Annotated in this window: 15 protein-coding genes; 4 read left to right on the forward strand and 11 right to left on the reverse strand. The window is 59.1% G+C overall.

Annotation, left to right across the window (positions count from 1 at the left end):
- Nucleotide 1: 1 nt before the first annotated feature.
- From phoU to EKL02_RS11625, 7 genes are all read right to left on the reverse strand, one after another.
- On the reverse strand, nucleotides 2-703 hold the full coding sequence (phoU, locus tag EKL02_RS11595) for a phosphate signaling complex protein PhoU (RefSeq protein WP_128902201.1): 702 nt from the start codon (nucleotides 701-703) through the stop codon (nucleotides 2-4).
- A 31-nt stretch (nucleotides 704-734) separates the two neighbouring features.
- Nucleotides 735-1,526 (reverse strand): phosphate ABC transporter ATP-binding protein PstB, encoded by a 792-nt coding sequence (gene pstB / locus EKL02_RS11600; RefSeq protein WP_128903479.1) that lies wholly within the window; start codon nucleotides 1,524-1,526, stop codon nucleotides 735-737.
- An 11-nt stretch (nucleotides 1,527-1,537) separates the two neighbouring features.
- The gene (gene pstA, locus EKL02_RS11605; RefSeq protein WP_128902202.1) at nucleotides 1,538-2,395 is read right to left on the reverse strand and encodes a phosphate ABC transporter permease PstA; all 858 of its coding nucleotides are present in this window, start codon (nucleotides 2,393-2,395) and stop codon (nucleotides 1,538-1,540) included.
- A 2-nt stretch (nucleotides 2,396-2,397) separates the two neighbouring features.
- Nucleotides 2,398-3,327, reverse strand: a complete 930-nt coding sequence (gene pstC, locus EKL02_RS11610) for a phosphate ABC transporter permease subunit PstC (protein WP_241687869.1) — start codon at nucleotides 3,325-3,327, stop codon at nucleotides 2,398-2,400.
- A gap of 130 nt (nucleotides 3,328-3,457) precedes the next feature.
- The gene (gene pstS / locus EKL02_RS11615) at nucleotides 3,458-4,501 is read right to left on the reverse strand and encodes a phosphate ABC transporter substrate-binding protein PstS (protein WP_128902204.1); all 1,044 of its coding nucleotides are present in this window, start codon (nucleotides 4,499-4,501) and stop codon (nucleotides 3,458-3,460) included.
- Nucleotides 4,502-4,734: 233 nt separating this feature from the next.
- Nucleotides 4,735-5,991: a DUF445 domain-containing protein gene (locus tag EKL02_RS11620; RefSeq protein ID WP_241687697.1), complete on the reverse strand. Its 1,257-nt coding sequence runs from the start codon at nucleotides 5,989-5,991 to the stop codon at nucleotides 4,735-4,737.
- Between the two features lie 76 nt (nucleotides 5,992-6,067).
- Nucleotides 6,068-8,755, reverse strand: a complete 2,688-nt coding sequence (locus EKL02_RS11625) for an EAL domain-containing protein (protein ID WP_128902205.1) — start codon at nucleotides 8,753-8,755, stop codon at nucleotides 6,068-6,070.
- A gap of 126 nt (nucleotides 8,756-8,881) precedes the next feature.
- Here EKL02_RS11625 and galE point away from each other — a divergent pair, with 126 nt between their 5' ends.
- Nucleotides 8,882-9,913, forward strand: coding sequence for a UDP-glucose 4-epimerase GalE (gene galE / locus EKL02_RS11630; RefSeq protein ID WP_128902206.1), 1,032 nt, complete (start codon nucleotides 8,882-8,884; stop codon nucleotides 9,911-9,913).
- On the opposite strand, the gene EKL02_RS11635 is transcribed toward galE, so the two are convergent.
- Nucleotides 9,897-10,052 carry a vir-repressed protein gene (locus tag EKL02_RS11635; protein ID WP_128902207.1) on the reverse strand — a complete coding sequence of 52 codons (156 nt, stop codon included), beginning with the start codon at nucleotides 10,050-10,052 and terminating at the stop codon, nucleotides 9,897-9,899. The two genes, galE and EKL02_RS11635, sit on opposite strands and share 17 nt — an antisense overlap.
- 238 nt (nucleotides 10,053-10,290) lie before the next feature.
- On the reverse strand, nucleotides 10,291-11,067 hold the full coding sequence (locus EKL02_RS11640; RefSeq protein ID WP_128902208.1) for a TerC family protein: 777 nt from the start codon (nucleotides 11,065-11,067) through the stop codon (nucleotides 10,291-10,293).
- A 107-nt stretch (nucleotides 11,068-11,174) separates the two neighbouring features.
- Between EKL02_RS11640 and nhaR the strand changes: the two genes are divergently transcribed.
- The 3 genes from nhaR to EKL02_RS11655 all read left to right on the forward strand — a co-directional run bounded on the left by nhaR (nucleotide 11,175) and on the right by EKL02_RS11655 (nucleotide 14,099).
- On the forward strand, nucleotides 11,175-12,068 hold the full coding sequence (gene nhaR / locus EKL02_RS11645) for a transcriptional activator NhaR (RefSeq protein WP_128902209.1): 894 nt from the start codon (nucleotides 11,175-11,177) through the stop codon (nucleotides 12,066-12,068).
- A 241-nt stretch (nucleotides 12,069-12,309) separates the two neighbouring features.
- Nucleotides 12,310-13,233 carry a HEAT repeat domain-containing protein gene (locus EKL02_RS11650; RefSeq protein ID WP_128902210.1) on the forward strand — a complete coding sequence of 308 codons (924 nt, stop codon included), beginning with the start codon at nucleotides 12,310-12,312 and terminating at the stop codon, nucleotides 13,231-13,233.
- Nucleotides 13,234-13,253: 20 nt separating this feature from the next.
- Nucleotides 13,254-14,099 (forward strand): LuxR C-terminal-related transcriptional regulator, encoded by an 846-nt coding sequence (locus EKL02_RS11655; RefSeq protein ID WP_128902211.1) that lies wholly within the window; start codon nucleotides 13,254-13,256, stop codon nucleotides 14,097-14,099.
- Nucleotides 14,100-14,243: 144 nt separating this feature from the next.
- Here EKL02_RS11655 and fghA read toward each other — a convergent pair whose 3' ends face one another.
- Both fghA and EKL02_RS11665 read right to left on the reverse strand, forming a co-directional pair.
- Complete coding sequence (gene fghA, locus EKL02_RS11660; RefSeq protein ID WP_128902212.1) at nucleotides 14,244-15,074, reverse strand: S-formylglutathione hydrolase; 831 nt, start codon at nucleotides 15,072-15,074, stop codon at nucleotides 14,244-14,246.
- Nucleotides 15,075-15,094: 20 nt separating this feature from the next.
- On the reverse strand, nucleotides 15,095-16,204 hold the full coding sequence (locus EKL02_RS11665; protein WP_128902213.1) for an S-(hydroxymethyl)glutathione dehydrogenase/class III alcohol dehydrogenase: 1,110 nt from the start codon (nucleotides 16,202-16,204) through the stop codon (nucleotides 15,095-15,097).
- Nucleotides 16,205-16,411: the final 207 nt, after the last annotated feature.

Below are 16,411 nucleotides of genomic sequence, written 5' to 3' on the forward strand. Positions count from 1 at the left end.
GTCATTGTTCGAGTTTGGTGGCTACGTAATCGCTGTGGCGGATATCCTTGCCTTCCACCACATAGATGACATATTCAGCGATATTCTTGGCATGGTCGCCGATACGCTCGATGGCCTTGGCCACCCACATCGTGTCGAGCGCCACGGAAATCGTGCGCGGGTCTTCCATCATGAACGTGATCAGGCTGCGCATCAGGATGCCATACTCGTGATCGATCACGGCATCCTTGGCGATCAGCCTGGTCGCCTGCTTTTCGTCCTTGCGCGCGAAGGCATCCAGCGCTTCGTGCAGCAGCTCGGCCGCGCGCCCGGCGATCACGCGCACCAGCTCGGACTGGTTGACCAGGCCGCTGGTGCTGCGTTCATTCGCGCCAGACGCGACCCGCGCAATCTTCACTGCCTCGTCGCCGATGCGCTCCAGGTCGGTAATCACCTTGACGGTGGACATCACCATGCGCAAATCGTTGGCAGCTGGCTGGCGCTTGACGATCAGGTGGTTGCAGGTATCGTCCAGCATCACTTCCAGGCGATTGACCTGCTCGTCCCCCTTGATGACTTGCTGCGCCAGGCCATTGTCGCCAGTGCGAAAACTCTTGATGGCATCCTGGAACTGGCTTTCCACCAGGCCGCCCATTTGCAAGACTCTGGATCGGATGGTTTCCAGATCCATGTCGTATTGTTTGGATGAATGCTCGCCCGTCATCGGGATACTCCTTGCAAGAATGTTGACGACCTCAGCCGAAACGGCCGGTAATGTAATCCTGGGTAGCCTGCTTGGCCGGGTTCATGAAGATCTGGTCCGTCTCGCCAAACTCCACCAGTTCACCGAGGTACATGTAGGCAGTATAGTCCGAGCAACGCGCGGCCTGCTGCATGTTATGGGTGACGATGGTGATGGTGTAATCCTGCTTGAGTTCGGTGATCAGCTCCTCGATCTTGGCTGTCGAAATTGGGTCCAGCGCCGAGGTCGGCTCATCCAGCAGCAGCACTTCCGGCTTGACTGCCACGCCACGGGCGATGCACAGGCGCTGCTGCTGGCCGCCGGAGAGCGACAGGCCGCTCTTGTTGAGCTTGTCCTTGACCTCGCCCCACAGCGCCGCCTTGTTCAAGGCCCACTCCACGCGCTCGTCCATCTCGCCTTTGGAAAGGTTTTCGTAGAGGCGCACGCCGAAGGCGATGTTGTCATACACCGACATCGGAAAAGGCGTGGGCTTCTGGAACACCATGCCCACCTTCGCCCTCAGCATGTTCACGTCGAGGCCGGGGTCGAGGATATTCCTGCCGCGGAACATGATATTACCCTCGGCGCGCTGGCCGGGATACAGGTCATACATGCGGTTCAGGGTACGCAGCAGGGTCGACTTGCCGCAGCCGGACGGGCCGATGAAGGCGGTGACCTGCTTTTCGTGGACATCGAGGTTGATATTCTTCAGCCCCTGGAATGTTCCATAGTAAAAGTCCAGGTTCGAAATTTCGATCGTCTTGGCAAGGCCGGCGGACATGATGGCGGGATCGTTCATTTGCATGGTTTGTCGATTCATCGTTGCGTTTTCTGGCTGAACATGGTGCGAGAAAGGATATTCAATGCCAGCACACTGAAGGTCACCAGCAAGGCGCCGCCCCAGGCCAGGGAACGCCAGTTGTCGTAAGGGCTCATGGCGAACTGGTAGATCACCACAGGCAGGTTGGCCATCGGCGCATTCATGTCGGCGCTGAAGAACTGGTTGTTCAGCGCGGTGAACAGCAGCGGCGCGGTTTCGCCGGAAATGCGCGCCACCGCCAGCAGGACACCGGTCACCACGCCGGCCTTGACGGCGCGCAGGCGCACCATGGTAGCCACCTTCCAGCGCGGCGCGCCCAGCGCAAATGCCGCTTCGCGCAGGCTGCTGGGCACCAGCTTCAGCATATTGTCGGTGGTGCGCACGACCACGGGAATGGCGATCAGCGAAATGGCGAAGGTGCCGGCCCAGCCGGAAAAATGCTTGACGTTGGCAACATAGATGGCATACACGAACAGGCCGATGACGATCGATGGCGCCGACAGCATGATGTCGGTGACAAAGCGCGTGACCTGGGCAAACCAGCTCTCCTCGCCGTATTCTGCCAGGTACATCCCGGCCAGGATGCCGATCGGCGTGCTGATCAGGGTCGCTGCGCCGACCATCAGCAGGCTGCCGACGATGGCGTTCAGCAGGCCGCCGCCATCGCTGTCTGGAGACGGCGTGGTGTGCGTGAACAAGTCGACGCTGATGGCGCCGAAGCCCTTGATGACCAGCGTCGCCAGAATCCATATGAGGAAGCTCAGGCCGACGAGCATTGCCAGGAAAGACAGGGCGATGCCGATGCGGTGCACCCACCGCCGGCGGCGATAGACCGGATTGACGTTCTTGTCCATGCTTACACTCCTTCCTTGCGCGCCATGCCGCGCAACATCAGTTTTGCCGCGGAAAGGACAATAAAGGTAATCACGAAGAGGATCAGCCCGAGCGCATACAGTGACGACACATGCAATACCGATTCAGCTTCTGCAAATTCGTTGGCCAGTGTCGAGGCGATACTGTTACCAGGGGTGAAAATCGACCATGACAGCTTGTGGGCATTGCCAATCACGAAGGTCACTGCCATGGTCTCTCCCAGCGCACGGCCAAGGCCCAGCATGACGCCGCCTACCACGCCATTTTTCGTGTACGGCAAGACTACCTTGCGCACCACTTCCCACTTGGTGCACCCCAGCCCGTAGGCAGACTCTTTCAGGACCGTCGGCACGATTTCAAACACGTCGCGCATGACCGAGGAAATGAAGGGAATGATCATGACTGCCAGAATCAGGCCAGCAGCCAGGATGCCCATGCCCATCATCGGACCATTGAACAGAACGCCGATGACGGGCACCTGGCCCAGCGTTGCTTTCAAGGCTGGCTGCACATACTCTGCAAACAGCGGCACAAAGACGAACAGCCCCCACATGCCGTAAATGATGCTGGGCACGCCGGCCAGGAGTTCCACCGCGGTACCCAGGGGGCGCTTCAGCCAGGCCGGGCAGATCTCGGTGAGAAACAGCGCGATGCCAAAGCTCAGGGGAAAGGCAATCAGCAGCGCGATGAAGGACGTCCCCAGGGTGCCGGCGATGGCGATCAGCGCCCCGTACTTGTCATTGACGGGATCCCACTCGACGGTCGTGATGAAGGACCAGCCAAATTCCCGGAAGGCCGGCATGGCGCCAATGACCAGTGAGACCAGGATTCCCAGCAATACCAGCAGGACAAAAAGGGCAAAGCCGAGGGTTACTTTATGAAACAGGAAATCCTGCCAGCGCTGTCGGCGCATGGCGCCGGCAATCGCAAGATCGTCAGCGCTGCTGCGGTTGCCGAATGCGGGCTCGGCAACCGGCATGGCGAGTGGGGAATGCTGTGCGGTCATGGGTACTGGGCGTTAAAGTCGGAGAAGCAAGGCAGGATTACCAGACGGCCTTGCCGGAGGCATCTTTCAACTGGGTTTTCCAGGCATCCTGCACCAGCTTGACGACGGCCGGCGGCATGGCAACATAGTCCAGGTCCGTGGCCATGGCGCCGCCATTCTTGTACGCCCAGTCAAAGAACTTCAGCACTTCGCGGCCCTTGGCGCCATCCGCCTGCACCTTGTGCAGGATGATGAAGGACGCCCCCGTGATCGGCCAGCTGGCCTTGCCGGCCTGATCGGTCAGCACCAGCGCAAAGCCGGGAGTCTTGTCCCACTGGGCACCGGCAGCAGCTGCCTTGAAGCTCTCGTCGTCCGGCTGTACCCACTGGCCATCCCGGTTCTTCAACTGGGCGTGCGTCATCCTGTTTTTCTTGGCATAGGCGTATTCAACATAGCCGATCGAATGCTTGATGCGCTGGACATTGGCAGCGACGCCTTCGTTACCCTTGCCACCCACGCCGGTAGGCCACTTGACGGCAGTGCCTGCGCCAACGGTCGACTTGAAGTCGGCATTGACCTTGGAAAGGTAATCGGTGAACAGGAAGGTGGTGCCGGAGCCGTCGGCACGGTGCACGACGGTGATGTCTTCGGCCGGCAATTTCACGCCAGGATTGTCGGCAGCGATTTCAGCAGCATTCCACTTCGTGATCTTGCCCAGGTAAATGCCGGCAAAAGCACTGCCAGACAATTTCAACTGCCCCGGAGCAATGCCAGGAACATTAATGACTGGCACCACGCCGCCCATAATGGCGGGGAATTGCGTCAAGCCTTCCTTTTCCAGCTCGTCCGCCTTCAGGGGCATGTCGGAAGCGCCAAAATCGACGGTCTTGGCCTTGATCTGCTTGATGCCGCCGCCGGAACCGATGGACTGGTAATTCATGCCGGTGCCGGTGGCGGCCTTGTAAGACTCGGCCCACTTGGAATAGATGGGATAGGGGAAGGTTGCGCCGGCGCCGGTGATATCAGCTGCCTGCGACATGCCGCCCGTGACAAGCAGTGCGGCTGCCAGGATCAGCGAGGTGCCACGAAAATTGAGTCGCATATGAACTCCTTGAAAAAGGATCGTTTATGACAGGACGGACTCTAGATGACAATTATGACGAGTTGATGACATAAACACGGGTTGCTCAGGAAAATGACAAATCAGGGATAATTTGTCATCTTCCCGTCATATTTCTCCCGTGCCGTACCTGGCCGCCGCCTGAAAATGTTGATCTAGCTTCGGATGCCTTCTATGACAGGCGCTGCTGTCTTAAATTTCTTGCAACAGGCTGATCAACCCAGAGCCAGCGCAACAAGATGCAGCACGAGCCCGACCATCCCGCCGACAAGCGTGCCGTTGATACGGATATATTGCAAATCCTTGCCAACGTGCAGCTCCACCTTGCGTGCGATCGTTTCCCCGTCCCACTTGCGGATCACCCGTTCCACCAATTGCGCTATTTCCCCCCGGCGATGCACGATGGTTTCCGTGGCGAATCCTCGCAACCAGCGATTCAGCTTGTCACTGACGACCCGATCCTGTTCGAGCGCCCTTGCCAGAGCGACAAGGGCCTGTTCCAGTCGGGCAACCGTTTTTGAATCTTCCGCTTCCACGTCCTGCAACAGGCGGGCCTTGATGTCTTGCCATATCTGGGTGATGTAGCCACGAAATTCATTTTGCGCCAGCATTTCGCGGATCCAGCGATCAATCCGGGCTTCATAATCCGGGGACGTTTTTAATTGCTCAATAAAATTCTCAAAAGCAAATTCAAAACGGCCGCGCCATTCGCTATCCTCCTCGCGCATTTCATCGAGAATATTGTTTAATTCGTCCACCAGGCGCACGAAAAATTTTTCATCGATCGATTTGGGGAGCCAGCGTGGCGAGCTGTCATGGATTTTCTGGCGAATATACGGCTGGTTGCGGTCCAGCGCATCGGCGGCCAGCTCGATCACATGATCGAATACGCGCTGATGCTGGCCACCCGCCTTCAGGATCGCCAGCAATCCTCCCAGCAACGGCGCAAAGCGCACTTCCTGCAGCGTAGCGCTGACGCGCTGTTGCAGGAAATGGCCCACGTCCTTATCCTCCATCATGCGCAAGAGTGCCGGAATTGTGCCGGCCAGCTGATGGGCGAGCCGCCGGCCATTGCCAGGCGCTTCCAGCCAGGATGCCAGCGCAGCAGCGAAATCAACCTCGGCCAACTCTTCGCTGATGACCTCGCGCGTCATGAAGTTATGTTCCAGAAAATTGGCGATGCTGGCGCCGATGCGGTCCTTGTTGCGGCGGATAATGGCCGTATGCGGGATCGGCAAGCCGAGGGGATGCTTGAAGAGCGCCGTGACAGCGAACCAGTCGGCCAGCGCGCCGACCATGGCGGCTTCGGCAAAAGCGCGCACCAAGGCGAGCCAGGGATAGGCCACTTCGAGACGCTTGGCGACGACAAAGACGACAGCCATCATCAGCAGCAAGCCGGTGGCAATGCGGCGGAATCTCGCGAGTTGGGCCAGTTGCTCCCGCTCAAGAACCGAATAGGAATCCATCTTCATGGTGGACGGCATTCTTCTGAGTCATACAGCGGGCGGCACAAAGTCACGCGGATGCCGCATTCAGTGCCGCAACAGGTCAGGCCGACCTGCTCGCCAGTTCACTTCCAGCTGCCAGCAAGCGTTCGAAGTCCGCAGCCGCAATTGGTTCACTGAAATAGTTGCCCTGCATTTCATGACAACCGGCTTCAGTGAGGAAACGCATCTGCAACTCTTCCTCCACGCCTTCGGCAGTGACAGTCAGGGTAAGCGCATTGGCCATGGCGATGATGGTCTGCGTCAAGGCCACGGAATCCCGGTTACCAGGAATGCCGTTGATGAACGAGCGGTCGATTTTCAGGTTGGAAATCGGGAAGCGTTGCAGGTACGAGAGCGAAGAATAGCCCGTGCCGAAATCATCCAGGGAAAACGCCACCCCCAGGCCGACCAGGGCATCAAACATGGGAATGAGCTTGTCGCTATCGCCGATCAGGAGGCTTTCCGTGATTTCCAGCTCCAGCGCCTGCGGCGGCAAGCCGGAAGTCTGCAAGGCATACTTGACTGCATCGACCAGGCCTTCATCCTGGAACTGCCGCGGCGACAGGTTGACGGCAATGCGCAGGTCCGGCACCAGATCCGCGCGCCAGACAGCGGCCTGGTGGCACGCCTGTTCCAGCACCCAGCGCCCGATCGGCACGATGAGCCCGGTTTCTTCTGCAACCGGAATGAAATCAACGGGCGATACCAGTCCGCTTTCCGGGTTTTGCCATCGCAGCAGCGCCTCTGCACCAATGATGCGGCCGGTCTGCAAATCGGTTTTGGGCTGGTAATACACGACAAACTGTTCGCTGACCAGCGCATGCCGCAGGTTTTTCTCGAGATGGTAGCGGCGCTGGCTGCGGGCGTTCAATTCCTGCGTATAGAACTGGTAATTGTTGCGGCCGCCCTCCTTGGCCGCATACATGGCGGAATCGGCGCAACGCAGCAGGGTATTGCCATCCTCGCCGTCATCCGGGTAGACACTGATGCCGATCGATACGCCCAGATAGTACTCATAGCCGCGCAAGTGAAAAGGCTCGGATATGGCGCCAAGCATGCGCTCGGCAAGGCCGGTGAGATACCCGGCATCCTCGAAGCCCTCGGCCAGCACCACGAATTCATCGCCGCCGAGCCGCGCCAGCGTATCGGTTTCACGAATGCAGGCCGACAGCCTTGACGTCACGGTTTGCAGCAACTGGTCGCCGGCTTCATGGCCAACGGTATCGTTGACGTGCTTGAAGCGGTCCAGATCGAGAAACAGCAACGCCACCTGGTGCTTCTGCCGCTGCGCCAGCGACAGCGCATGCGCCAGGCGGTCGACCAGGAACGCGCGGTTCGGCAAGCCGGTCAGCGAGTCGTGCGAGGCAAGGAATTGCAGGCGCTGCTGCGCCTCCTTGACTGCGCTGACATCGGTAAAGGAGACCAGCACCGAACTGACTTCCTGCCCGCCCGCCTGGCGGATCGGCAAAACGTTTTGCGACACCCAGACAATTGTGCCATCGGCCGTTTCCACGCCCATGGTCAGGTTCAGGATGGCTTCACCGGTGCGCAACGCAACCATGCTGGGCAATTGCTCGGGCAGAATCTCGCTGCCATCCTCGGCAAACATGCGCCGTAAATTCATGCTCCTGGAGCCCACGGCACTGCCGGGCGGCACCCGCAGTATCCGTTCCGCGCTTGGATTGCAGGCCACGATGGTGCCATCACGGGATTGCACCATGATGCCTTCGGCAAGGCAGTTGACCACGGAACGATAACGTTCCTCGCTTTCGTGCAGGCTGCGCTCGACACGATCCTTCTGCACCGCCACACCGACCAGATGGGTAATATTGCTGACGAAGTTCAAGTCATCCTTGCTCGGCAACTGCGGCTCGGCGTAGTAGACGTCGAGTGCCCCCAGCACGGCGCCGGAAGCCGCCCGCACAGGCACCGACCAGCATGCGCGCAAGCCATGCGCCAGCGCCGTTTCGCGCAACTCACCCCACATTGCATCGCCGGCAATATCACCGGAGATGACCGGCTGATTGAGACAAATCGCCGTGCCGCAACATGCTGCCTGTGTCCCGATCGCCATGCCCTGCAGGGCATCGATGTAAGCATCCGGCAGCGAGGGTGCAGCCACGACGTGGATATGCCTGCCGCTGGCATCGAGCAGCGAAATTGCGCAGCAGATCTGGCCAACGATCCACTCGATGCCCAGGCAGACTTCGCGCAGGATATCCTTGATCGGCTCGTCGAGTGCGATCATTTCGAGGATGATTTTTTCGTGATGCAGCGAGTCTTTGGCGCGGGTCGCTTCCTGCGCGGCGAGGCGATGCCGCTCTTCGCTGAAATGCAAGGCCTCCTCCGCCGCCTTGCGTGCGGTAATATCGCGCGCCAACACTTGCACCGCCGGTTTGCCCGCGTACAGGAAAGGCGCGGAACGCACTTCGACATCGATGACCTGGCCATCGCGGCGCACATACTTCTGCTCCACGGACGGCGCCGGCTGTCCGGACTTGAGCATCTTCGCCATGCGCGCCCGGCCTTTTTCCAGATAGGCCGGATGCAGCAGACTGGACACTGGCAGGCCAATCAGCTCGCCAGGCGATTCTGCGCATAAAAGGCGCACCCCGGCGGCATTAATATAGACCAGGCCCTCATCCTGCACGACATACAAGGCGTCCGGTGACAACTCCACCAGCATTTCATAGCGGTCGCCGCCCGGAAAATCGTTTGCCAAAAGGATATGATGCTCGCTCGAAACCATGTCTGATTCTAGCGCCTGTTGATTAACAATTGTCAATTTTCAACATAAAATTCACGATGAACTGCTTATAATTTGATACTCCGCAGAAAACAGTTGCCTGTCGTACCTTAATTTATACATTTGACCATGACTTCCAAGAAAACAATTCTCGTCACTGGCGCCTGCGGCTATATCGGTTCGCATACCTGCGTGGAAATGATCGAAGCCGGCTATGCCGTCATCGGTCTTGACAATCTTGCCAACAGTTCGCGCGCCGTGCTCGAGCGCATCGCGAAGCTGACAGGTGCGGACCTGCCCTTTTACTGCGCCGATGTGCGCGACCGCAAGGCACTGGACACTATTCTGGCAACCCATGCGGTGGATGCCGTGATCCATTTTGCCGGCCTGAAAGCGGTTGGGGAATCGGTGGAAAAACCACTGGAATATTTCGACAATAACGTCAATGGCAGCATGGTGCTGCTGCAGGCATTGCAACAGGCCGGCGTGCGGCGCATCGTTTTCAGTTCCTCGGCCACCGTCTATGGCGATCCGGAGAGCGTGCCGATTGCCGAGACTGCCCGTCTTTCAGTCACCAATCCTTACGGCCGCTCCAAGCTGATGGTCGAACAGATACTTGGCGACCTGGCGCACAGCGATCCCTCGTGGGCCGTTGGCGTGCTGCGTTACTTCAATCCCGTCGGTGCGCATCCTAGCGGGCTGATTGGCGAAGACCCCTCCGGCATCCCCAACAACCTGATGCCATTCGTGGCGCAAGTTGCAGTCGGCCGGCGGCCCCGCCTGGCGGTATTCGGCAATGACTACCCGACCCCGGACGGCACCGGCGTGCGCGATTACATACATGTGGTCGATCTGGCGCGCGGGCACGTTGCTGCGCTAAACCGGCTGTTCGCTGCCGGCAAGGGTTTCACAGTCAACCTTGGCACAGGCCGGGGCTACAGTGTGCTGGAAATCGTGCGTGCCTTCGAAGCTGCGAGCGGACGTCAAGTCGCCTATGACATTGTCGGCCGGCGCCCCGGCGATATTGCGGTGTGCTATGCCAATCCGGATACGGCACGTGAGGTGCTCGGATGGCAGGCAGGTAAAGGACTGGATGAAATGTGCGCTGACCACTGGCGCTGGCAAAGCAAGAACCCGCAAGGTTTCAGCACAAGCCCTTGATTGCCTGGGTCGGGGGGCAATAGCCCTCCCCGCCCGGTTTTGCCTTTACGCCGTAGGGATGCAAGGTCGGTTCGCGCTGCGTCGCGCATCCTGACAAAAAGCTGCTGGCCATCACCAGCAGCACGATGAGTATTTTCATAAATCGATCCAGTGTCGTCTCCAGCGTATTCTAGCCGGAGACGGAAAATTTTCCGTTCGCTACCGAACAAAACCCGTTCCCGCGCTTGCTCACGTCACGCACTGCAGGCAACAGGAGCCCGGCAATTTCGGCGCGCGCCGCCCGTATTTCGGCAAAATGGTATTTTCATCCAGCAACGCCTCGTTTGCCAACCATTTTTTTGAAACAAGTCCCTGATTTACATGCGCTTTTTGCAATGTCAAACTTGCTTGTCCGGGATTCCGTCCGCAGCATCGGCGCTGTAGGGGGAATGCAGGTGTACCGGCTGGGCCGCACGCTTGCGCATGCGGATATTCAGCATTTCCACCACCACCGAGAATGCCATGGCGCTATAGATATAGCCCTTCGGCACATGGTTGTCGAAGCCTTCGGCAATCAGCACCACCGCCACCACGACCAGGAAGGATAAGGCCAGCATCTTGATGGTCGGGTGGGCCGAGACGAAACGGCCGATCGGACCGGCAAACACCATCATCAGGCCCACGGAAGTAATCACGGCAGCAATCATTACCGCAACCTCGTCGACCATGCCGACCGCAGTAATAATCGAATCCAGCGAAAACACCAGGTCGACCAGCATGATTTGCAGGATCACTGCCGTCATGGTCGACTTGACGGCACTTGAAGCCCCGCCTTCAATGCCTTCCATCGACTGGTGGATTTCACCCACGCTCTTCCACAACAGGAACAGGCCACCGGCGATCAACACCAGGTCGCGCCCTGAAATCTCGTTGCCAAAAATGGTAAAGATTGGCGCAGTCAGGCCGATGATCCAGGACAGAATCAGCAACAAGCCGATCCGCATGAACATGGCGATGAACAAGCCGAGCTTGCGGGCGAATTCGCGCTTTTCCGGCGGCAACTTATCAACCAGGATGGCGATAAAGATAATATTGTCGATACCCAACACCAGTTCCAGTGCGGTCAGGGTAGCGAAAGCGATCCAGATTTGCGGGTCGGCGAGTAGTTCGAGCATGATGGGGAATATGGGCTTTTTTGGAAAGGGGCTATCTTAAGCCATTTGCAATTCAGGAAAAAGTGAAGATAATAGAATTTATACTTCCGAAAAATGGAACAAACGAAATGAAATTGACTGGCTTGAATTACCGTCATCTTTACTTTTTCTGGGTTGTCGCCAAGGAAGGCAGCATTACCCAGGCCGCTGAACGCCTGGGTCTGGCAATCCAGACCATCAGTACCCAATTGGGCTTGCTGGAACAATCCATCGGCAAATCGCTGTTTGCGCCCCAGGGAAGGCGCCTGGTACTCACCGAGGCCGGACGCATTGCCCTGCGCTATGCCGACCAGATTTTCCTGCTGGGCGAACAGATGCAGGATGCGCTGGCCGATTCGGAAATCGGCCGCACCATGCGCCTGACGGTGGGCCTGTCCGATTCGCTGCCCAAGCTGATTGCCTCGCGCGTGCTGCAGGCGGCATTGCAATTGCCAGAAAAGATCAAGCTGGTCTGTTACGAAGACCGCTTCGAGACTTTGCTGGGGGACCTCTCGGTGCACAAGCTCGATGTCGTGCTGGCGGACCGTCCCGTGCAGTCGGGAACCACCCTGCGCGTATTCAGCCACTTGCTGGGGGAAAGCGACATCATGCTGTTTGGCTTGCCGCCCCTGGCAAAAAAATTCGGTCCCGGATTTCCGGATAGCCTCAACGGCGCCCCTCTGTTGCTCCCCACCCGCAACAACGCCATCCGCGGACGCATCGACCACTGGTTCGAAACCCATAACCTGCGCCCCGACGTCGTCGGCGAGTTCGACGACAATGCCCTGCTCAATACCTTCGGCCGCAATGGCATGGGCCTGTTTCCCGCGCCGTCGGCGCTCATCAAGGATGTGGAAGCGCAATTCGGCGCCATGCCCGTGGGGGAATTGCAGAATGTGCACGAACAATTCTATGCCATCTCCAACGAGCGCAAGATCAAGCATCCCGCGGTGGATGCCATCCTCTCGGCGATTCATGGCTAGGAAACTGGTACACATTCTTTGCCGGAGATGCAAACTATTTGCACGTCCGCCCAATTCCAGTAGTATTCTCTGCATAAAACATAATTAAAGACGGAGACAACCATGACTGCCACATTGAATTGCGGGGCCTATCCCGCCATGCCCGCCTGTCCCGAGTCCACCCGCCGGTAAGCCGGGCCGCGGCGCCGGCCCCAGGCCGAAGCCGCGACTCGCTTGCCGACATTGTCGGAGCGCGTTACCAGTGAAAATTTCCATTCCAGTCCTGTTTGGCTGCAGCGGCATCAGCTTTGCCCTTGGTTTCATCCTGGCCTGGCAAGCCCTGCCTGAAGGCGCCCCTCCCGTGGCCCGGGCGGCTGCGCAAGGCGCCGCCGGCGCCAACCAGGTTGCCGACCTGTGGAACGGGCGTGGCGCCCCGACCCACGTGCCCTCGCCTGTTGCGACGAACAACCAGCACCAGGTCGCCCCTGTCAGCGGCGAAGAACAAAAAATGCGCGAGCGTGCCGAAACCGATCCGGTTTTCCTGCGCAGCCTGATCCAGCGCTATGAAACCGAGCGCAAGCCGGAGATGCGCGAGATGATCAAGTCCGTGCTCGCCAGCGTACAAAAGCCCGAAGCCCTGGCATTTTTTACGCGGCTGGCGAATAGCGGCGACACAGCCCAGCGCAAGGAGGCCTATGCCATGTTGCAGCAAATGGCGCCCGACTCGCCGGAAATGCGCAACCTCCTGAAACAGGCGCTGGCATCGGAACAGTCACCTGAATTGCTGGCGCAGGCAGTCGCAGCATTGCGGCCCGGCGCAACTGATCCGGCCGAGTCCGAGGCGATCATGGCGCAACTGGGCAGCCTGGCACAGCACGCCGATCCGGCAGTGCGCAGCCAGAGCGTGCTGCAACTGGGCCAATGGGACAAAACCGGCGCAAGCCAGGGCCGCCTGGCCCAGGCGCTGGCCGACCCTTCGCCCGAAGTGCGGCAGGCTGCCATCTTTGCAGTTGCCCAGTCAGGCGCGCGCAGCGATGCCCTGAAATCAACCCTGATGGGCATCATTAACAACGGCGCCGAGAGCAAGGAAATCAAGGGAAGCGCATTGCAAGTGCTGGAACGTTTCCCGTTGAGCAAAGAGGAATATGCCCGCTATGTGCAGGCCCGCACCCAGGCCGGACATTGACCACGCAAACCAGCCAGAATATGCCCACGAAACAAGCCAAAAACACGACACATAAAGCCGTTGCCGAACAGCCGGACATGGCGGCGCCGGCAAGCGCCCCGACGAGCGGTGACCGCGACCGTCGCATCCTTGCCGCCATCCTGGAGAGCGCAGAGGTGCGCGACGAAGCCGGCCTGACGCGACTGGTCAACGGCAAGCTGCGTGACGTGCTGCCGCATGAAATGCTGGTGTGCGGTATCGGTGGCGTTAGCCCGCAAGGCAATTTCGTGCGCAAGTTCCTGCAATTTAACTGCCCCTTCGAATGCTACGAGTACTACACCGAGATGCTCAATTCGGACGGGCGCGTCAACAGTCCCCTGATCCAGAAATGGCGCGACAGCCAGGAGCCGGTGTACTTCCAGAGTGGCCGCGATGACGAGCAGTTTCCGGTCGAATGGGTACAGTTGTTCAACAAGTACAAGATGCGCAACATCATCGGCCATGGCGTGGTCGACCTGACCGGCGCGCAATCGAGCTACTTCATTTTTTCGCGCCTGGACGGTGAAGTCGGCCAGGATCATGCCTTCCTGCTGAAAATCCTTACGCCGCACCTGCACCTCGCCCTGTCCAGGGCAATCGCCGGCGTCCAGGAATTCCAGGCCTTCGTCGGCAAGACCGGCAAGCCGCTATCCGAGCGGCAAAGCGAGATCCTGTACTGGATGCACGAAGGAAAAACCAACTGGGAAATTGCCAAGATCCTCAACCTGACCGAGCTGAACGTCAAGTATCACATCGACCAGATTTTCTCCAAGCTCGATGTGCGCAGCCGCGTCAATGCCGTGGCCAAGGCGCATGAACTGGGCCTGGTCAAGCCGCCGCGCAACTGATTGCCGGCACGGCTTGACGCATTTTTTATCAACTGCAAAAAAACAAGCAAAAACAAGCGCTTGCCTCCCGCATGCGGGACTTATCCACAGAATTATCCACGGTTAATGTGGGTAATCCGGACAAGCGCCGGATGCGGCCGTGCTTCATTCGCGCAAGGCTGCGGCGTGATGCGCGATATGTTCGCCAATGAAGCTGGCAATAAAGTAATAGCTGTGGTCGTACCCTGGCTGCAGGCGCAGGCTCATGGGATGGCCCGCAGCCCTGGCTGCCGCCTGCAGGCGCTGCGGCTGCAGCTGCGTCGCCAGGAATTCGTCGGCATCGCCCTGGTCGACCAGCAGCGGCAGGCGCTCGCGCGCTGCGGCGAGCAATGCACAAGCGTCATAGTCCTGCCATGCCGCACGGTCATCACCCAGATATGCCGTGAATGCCTTTTCTCCCCACGGCAGCAGTGACGGCGCGACGATGGGCGCGAATGCCGACACGCTGCGATAGCGGCCCGGATTTTTCAGCGCGATGACCAGTGCGCCATGCCCGCCCATCGAATGACCACTGATGGCGCGCGCTTCGGATGCCGGGAAATGCGCCTCGATCAGCGCAGGCAATTCCGCCACGACGTAATCGTACATGCGGTAGTGGTCCGCCCACGGCGCCTGCGTGGCATTGACATAAAAGCCCGCGCCCTTGCCCAGATCATAGCCATCCGCATCTGCCACCGCATCGCCGCGCGGACTGGTGTCGGGTGCAACCAGGATCACGCCATGCTCGGCGGCATAGCGCTGCGCCCCCGCCTTGGTAATGAAATTCTGTTCGCTGCAGGTGAGACCCGAGAGCCAGTACAGCACCGGCAGCTTTTGCCGCTCCGCCTGCGGCGGCAGGTAAATGGCAAAATTCATCGTGCAGTGCAGCGCCGATGATTCGTGGCGCCAGACGTCCTGCCAGCCGCCAAAACAGGCACGGTGTTCGATTCGTTCCATGATGGACTATCCGTGCCGGTTCAGAAATGGATGACGGTGCGGATCGACCTACCTTCGTGCATCAGGTCGAAGGCTTCATTGATCCGCTCCAGCGGCATGGTATGGGTAATGAAGGGATCGAGGTCAATCGTGCCTTGCATCGATTGCTCGACCATGCCCGGCAACTGGCTGCGCCCTTTCACACCGCCAAACGCCGAGCCGCGCCAGACCCGCCCGGTCACGAGCTGGAATGGCCGCGTGCGGATTTCCTGGCCGGCGCCGGCCACGCCGATGATCACGCTCTCGCCCCAGCCCTTGTGGCAGCATTCCAGTGCCGCGCGCATCACATCGACATTGCCGATGCATTCAAAACTGAATTCGACGCCGCCATCGGTCATCTCGACAATGACTTCCTGGATCGGGCGGGCATGGTCCTTGGGATTAACGCAGTCAGTCGCGCCCATCTTGCGCGCCAGCTCGAACTTGCCCGGATTGGTATCGATGGCAATGATGCGCCCGGCCTTTGCCTGCACCGCGCCCTGGATCACTGCCAGGCCGATGCCGCCCAGTCCGAACACGGCAACGCTGTCACCCGGCTTGACCTTGGCGGTGTTGTGCACGGCGCCGATGCCGGTCGTGACGCCGCAACCGAGCAGGCAGATTTTTTCCAACGGCGCGGCCGGGTTGACCTTGGCCAGGGACACCTCGGCGACCACGGTGTATTCGCTGAAAGTGCTGGTACCCATGTAGTGATAGATCGGTTGGCCATTGTAGGAAAAACGCGTGGTGCCATCGGGCATGAGGCCCTTGCCCTGGGTTGCCCGTACTGCCGAGCACAGGTTGGTCTTGCCGGACTTGCAGAATTTGCACTCGCCGCATTCAGCCGTGTACAGGGGAATGACGTGATCGCCTGGCTGGACGCTGGTGACGCCCTCGCCCACTTCCACCACGATGCCGGCGCCTTCATGCCCGAGCACGGCGGGGAAGACGCCTTCCGGGTCGTCGCCGGAAAGCGTAAAGGCATCGGTGTGGCACACACCGGTATGCGTGATTTTTACCAGCACCTCACCCTTTTTGGGCGGTGCAACGTCGATTTCAACGATCTGCAGCGGCTTGCCTGCTTCAAAGGCGACTGCGGCACGGCTTTTCATATCTTGCAACTCCTGTCTTGACAATGTCGGGGCAATTCAAGGACGGCAACCGCCGCACTTGCAAAACCGCTATGGTCCAAGAGTATAGTGGAAGCGGATTAAATACCACGCCCGCAGAAAATATCGGCACAAAATTATCATGCAGAAATTTTCCTGTGCTATGATTTACTTACAGCTTGTCCATACCTGAGATGATTCATGAAGTCG

This window comes from Janthinobacterium sp. 17J80-10 (genome assembly GCF_004114795.1).
GTDB lineage: Bacteria > Pseudomonadota > Gammaproteobacteria > Burkholderiales > Burkholderiaceae_D > Paucimonas.

Excerpts from the sequence above, each read along its gene's own strand:
- galE (WP_128902206.1), top strand. The coding sequence starts at position 8,882 with ATGACTTCCAAGAAAACAATTCTCGTCACTGGCGCCTGCGGCTATATC.
- EKL02_RS11655 (WP_128902211.1), top strand. The coding sequence starts at position 13,254 with ATGCCCACGAAACAAGCCAAAAACACGACACATAAAGCCGTTGCCGAA.
- EKL02_RS11640 (WP_128902208.1), bottom strand. The coding sequence starts at position 11,067 with ATGCTCGAACTACTCGCCGACCCGCAAATCTGGATCGCTTTCGCTACC.
- pstA (WP_128902202.1), bottom strand. The coding sequence starts at position 2,395 with ATGGACAAGAACGTCAATCCGGTCTATCGCCGCCGGCGGTGGGTGCAC.
- EKL02_RS11635 (WP_128902207.1), bottom strand. The coding sequence starts at position 10,052 with ATGAAAATACTCATCGTGCTGCTGGTGATGGCCAGCAGCTTTTTGTCA.
- EKL02_RS11625 (WP_128902205.1), bottom strand. The coding sequence starts at position 8,755 with ATGGTTTCGAGCGAGCATCATATCCTTTTGGCAAACGATTTTCCGGGC.
- pstS (WP_128902204.1), bottom strand. The coding sequence starts at position 4,501 with ATGCGACTCAATTTTCGTGGCACCTCGCTGATCCTGGCAGCCGCACTG.
- nhaR (WP_128902209.1), top strand. The coding sequence starts at position 11,175 with ATGAAATTGACTGGCTTGAATTACCGTCATCTTTACTTTTTCTGGGTT.
- EKL02_RS11665 (WP_128902213.1), bottom strand. The coding sequence starts at position 16,204 with ATGAAAAGCCGTGCCGCAGTCGCCTTTGAAGCAGGCAAGCCGCTGCAG.
- pstC (WP_241687869.1), bottom strand. The coding sequence starts at position 3,327 with ATGCGCCGACAGCGCTGGCAGGATTTCCTGTTTCATAAAGTAACCCTC.
- phoU (WP_128902201.1), bottom strand. The coding sequence starts at position 703 with ATGACGGGCGAGCATTCATCCAAACAATACGACATGGATCTGGAAACC.
- fghA (WP_128902212.1), bottom strand. The coding sequence starts at position 15,074 with ATGGAACGAATCGAACACCGTGCCTGTTTTGGCGGCTGGCAGGACGTC.
- pstB (WP_128903479.1), bottom strand. The coding sequence starts at position 1,526 with ATGCAAATGAACGATCCCGCCATCATGTCCGCCGGCCTTGCCAAGACG.
- EKL02_RS11620 (WP_241687697.1), bottom strand. The coding sequence starts at position 5,991 with ATGAAGATGGATTCCTATTCGGTTCTTGAGCGGGAGCAACTGGCCCAA.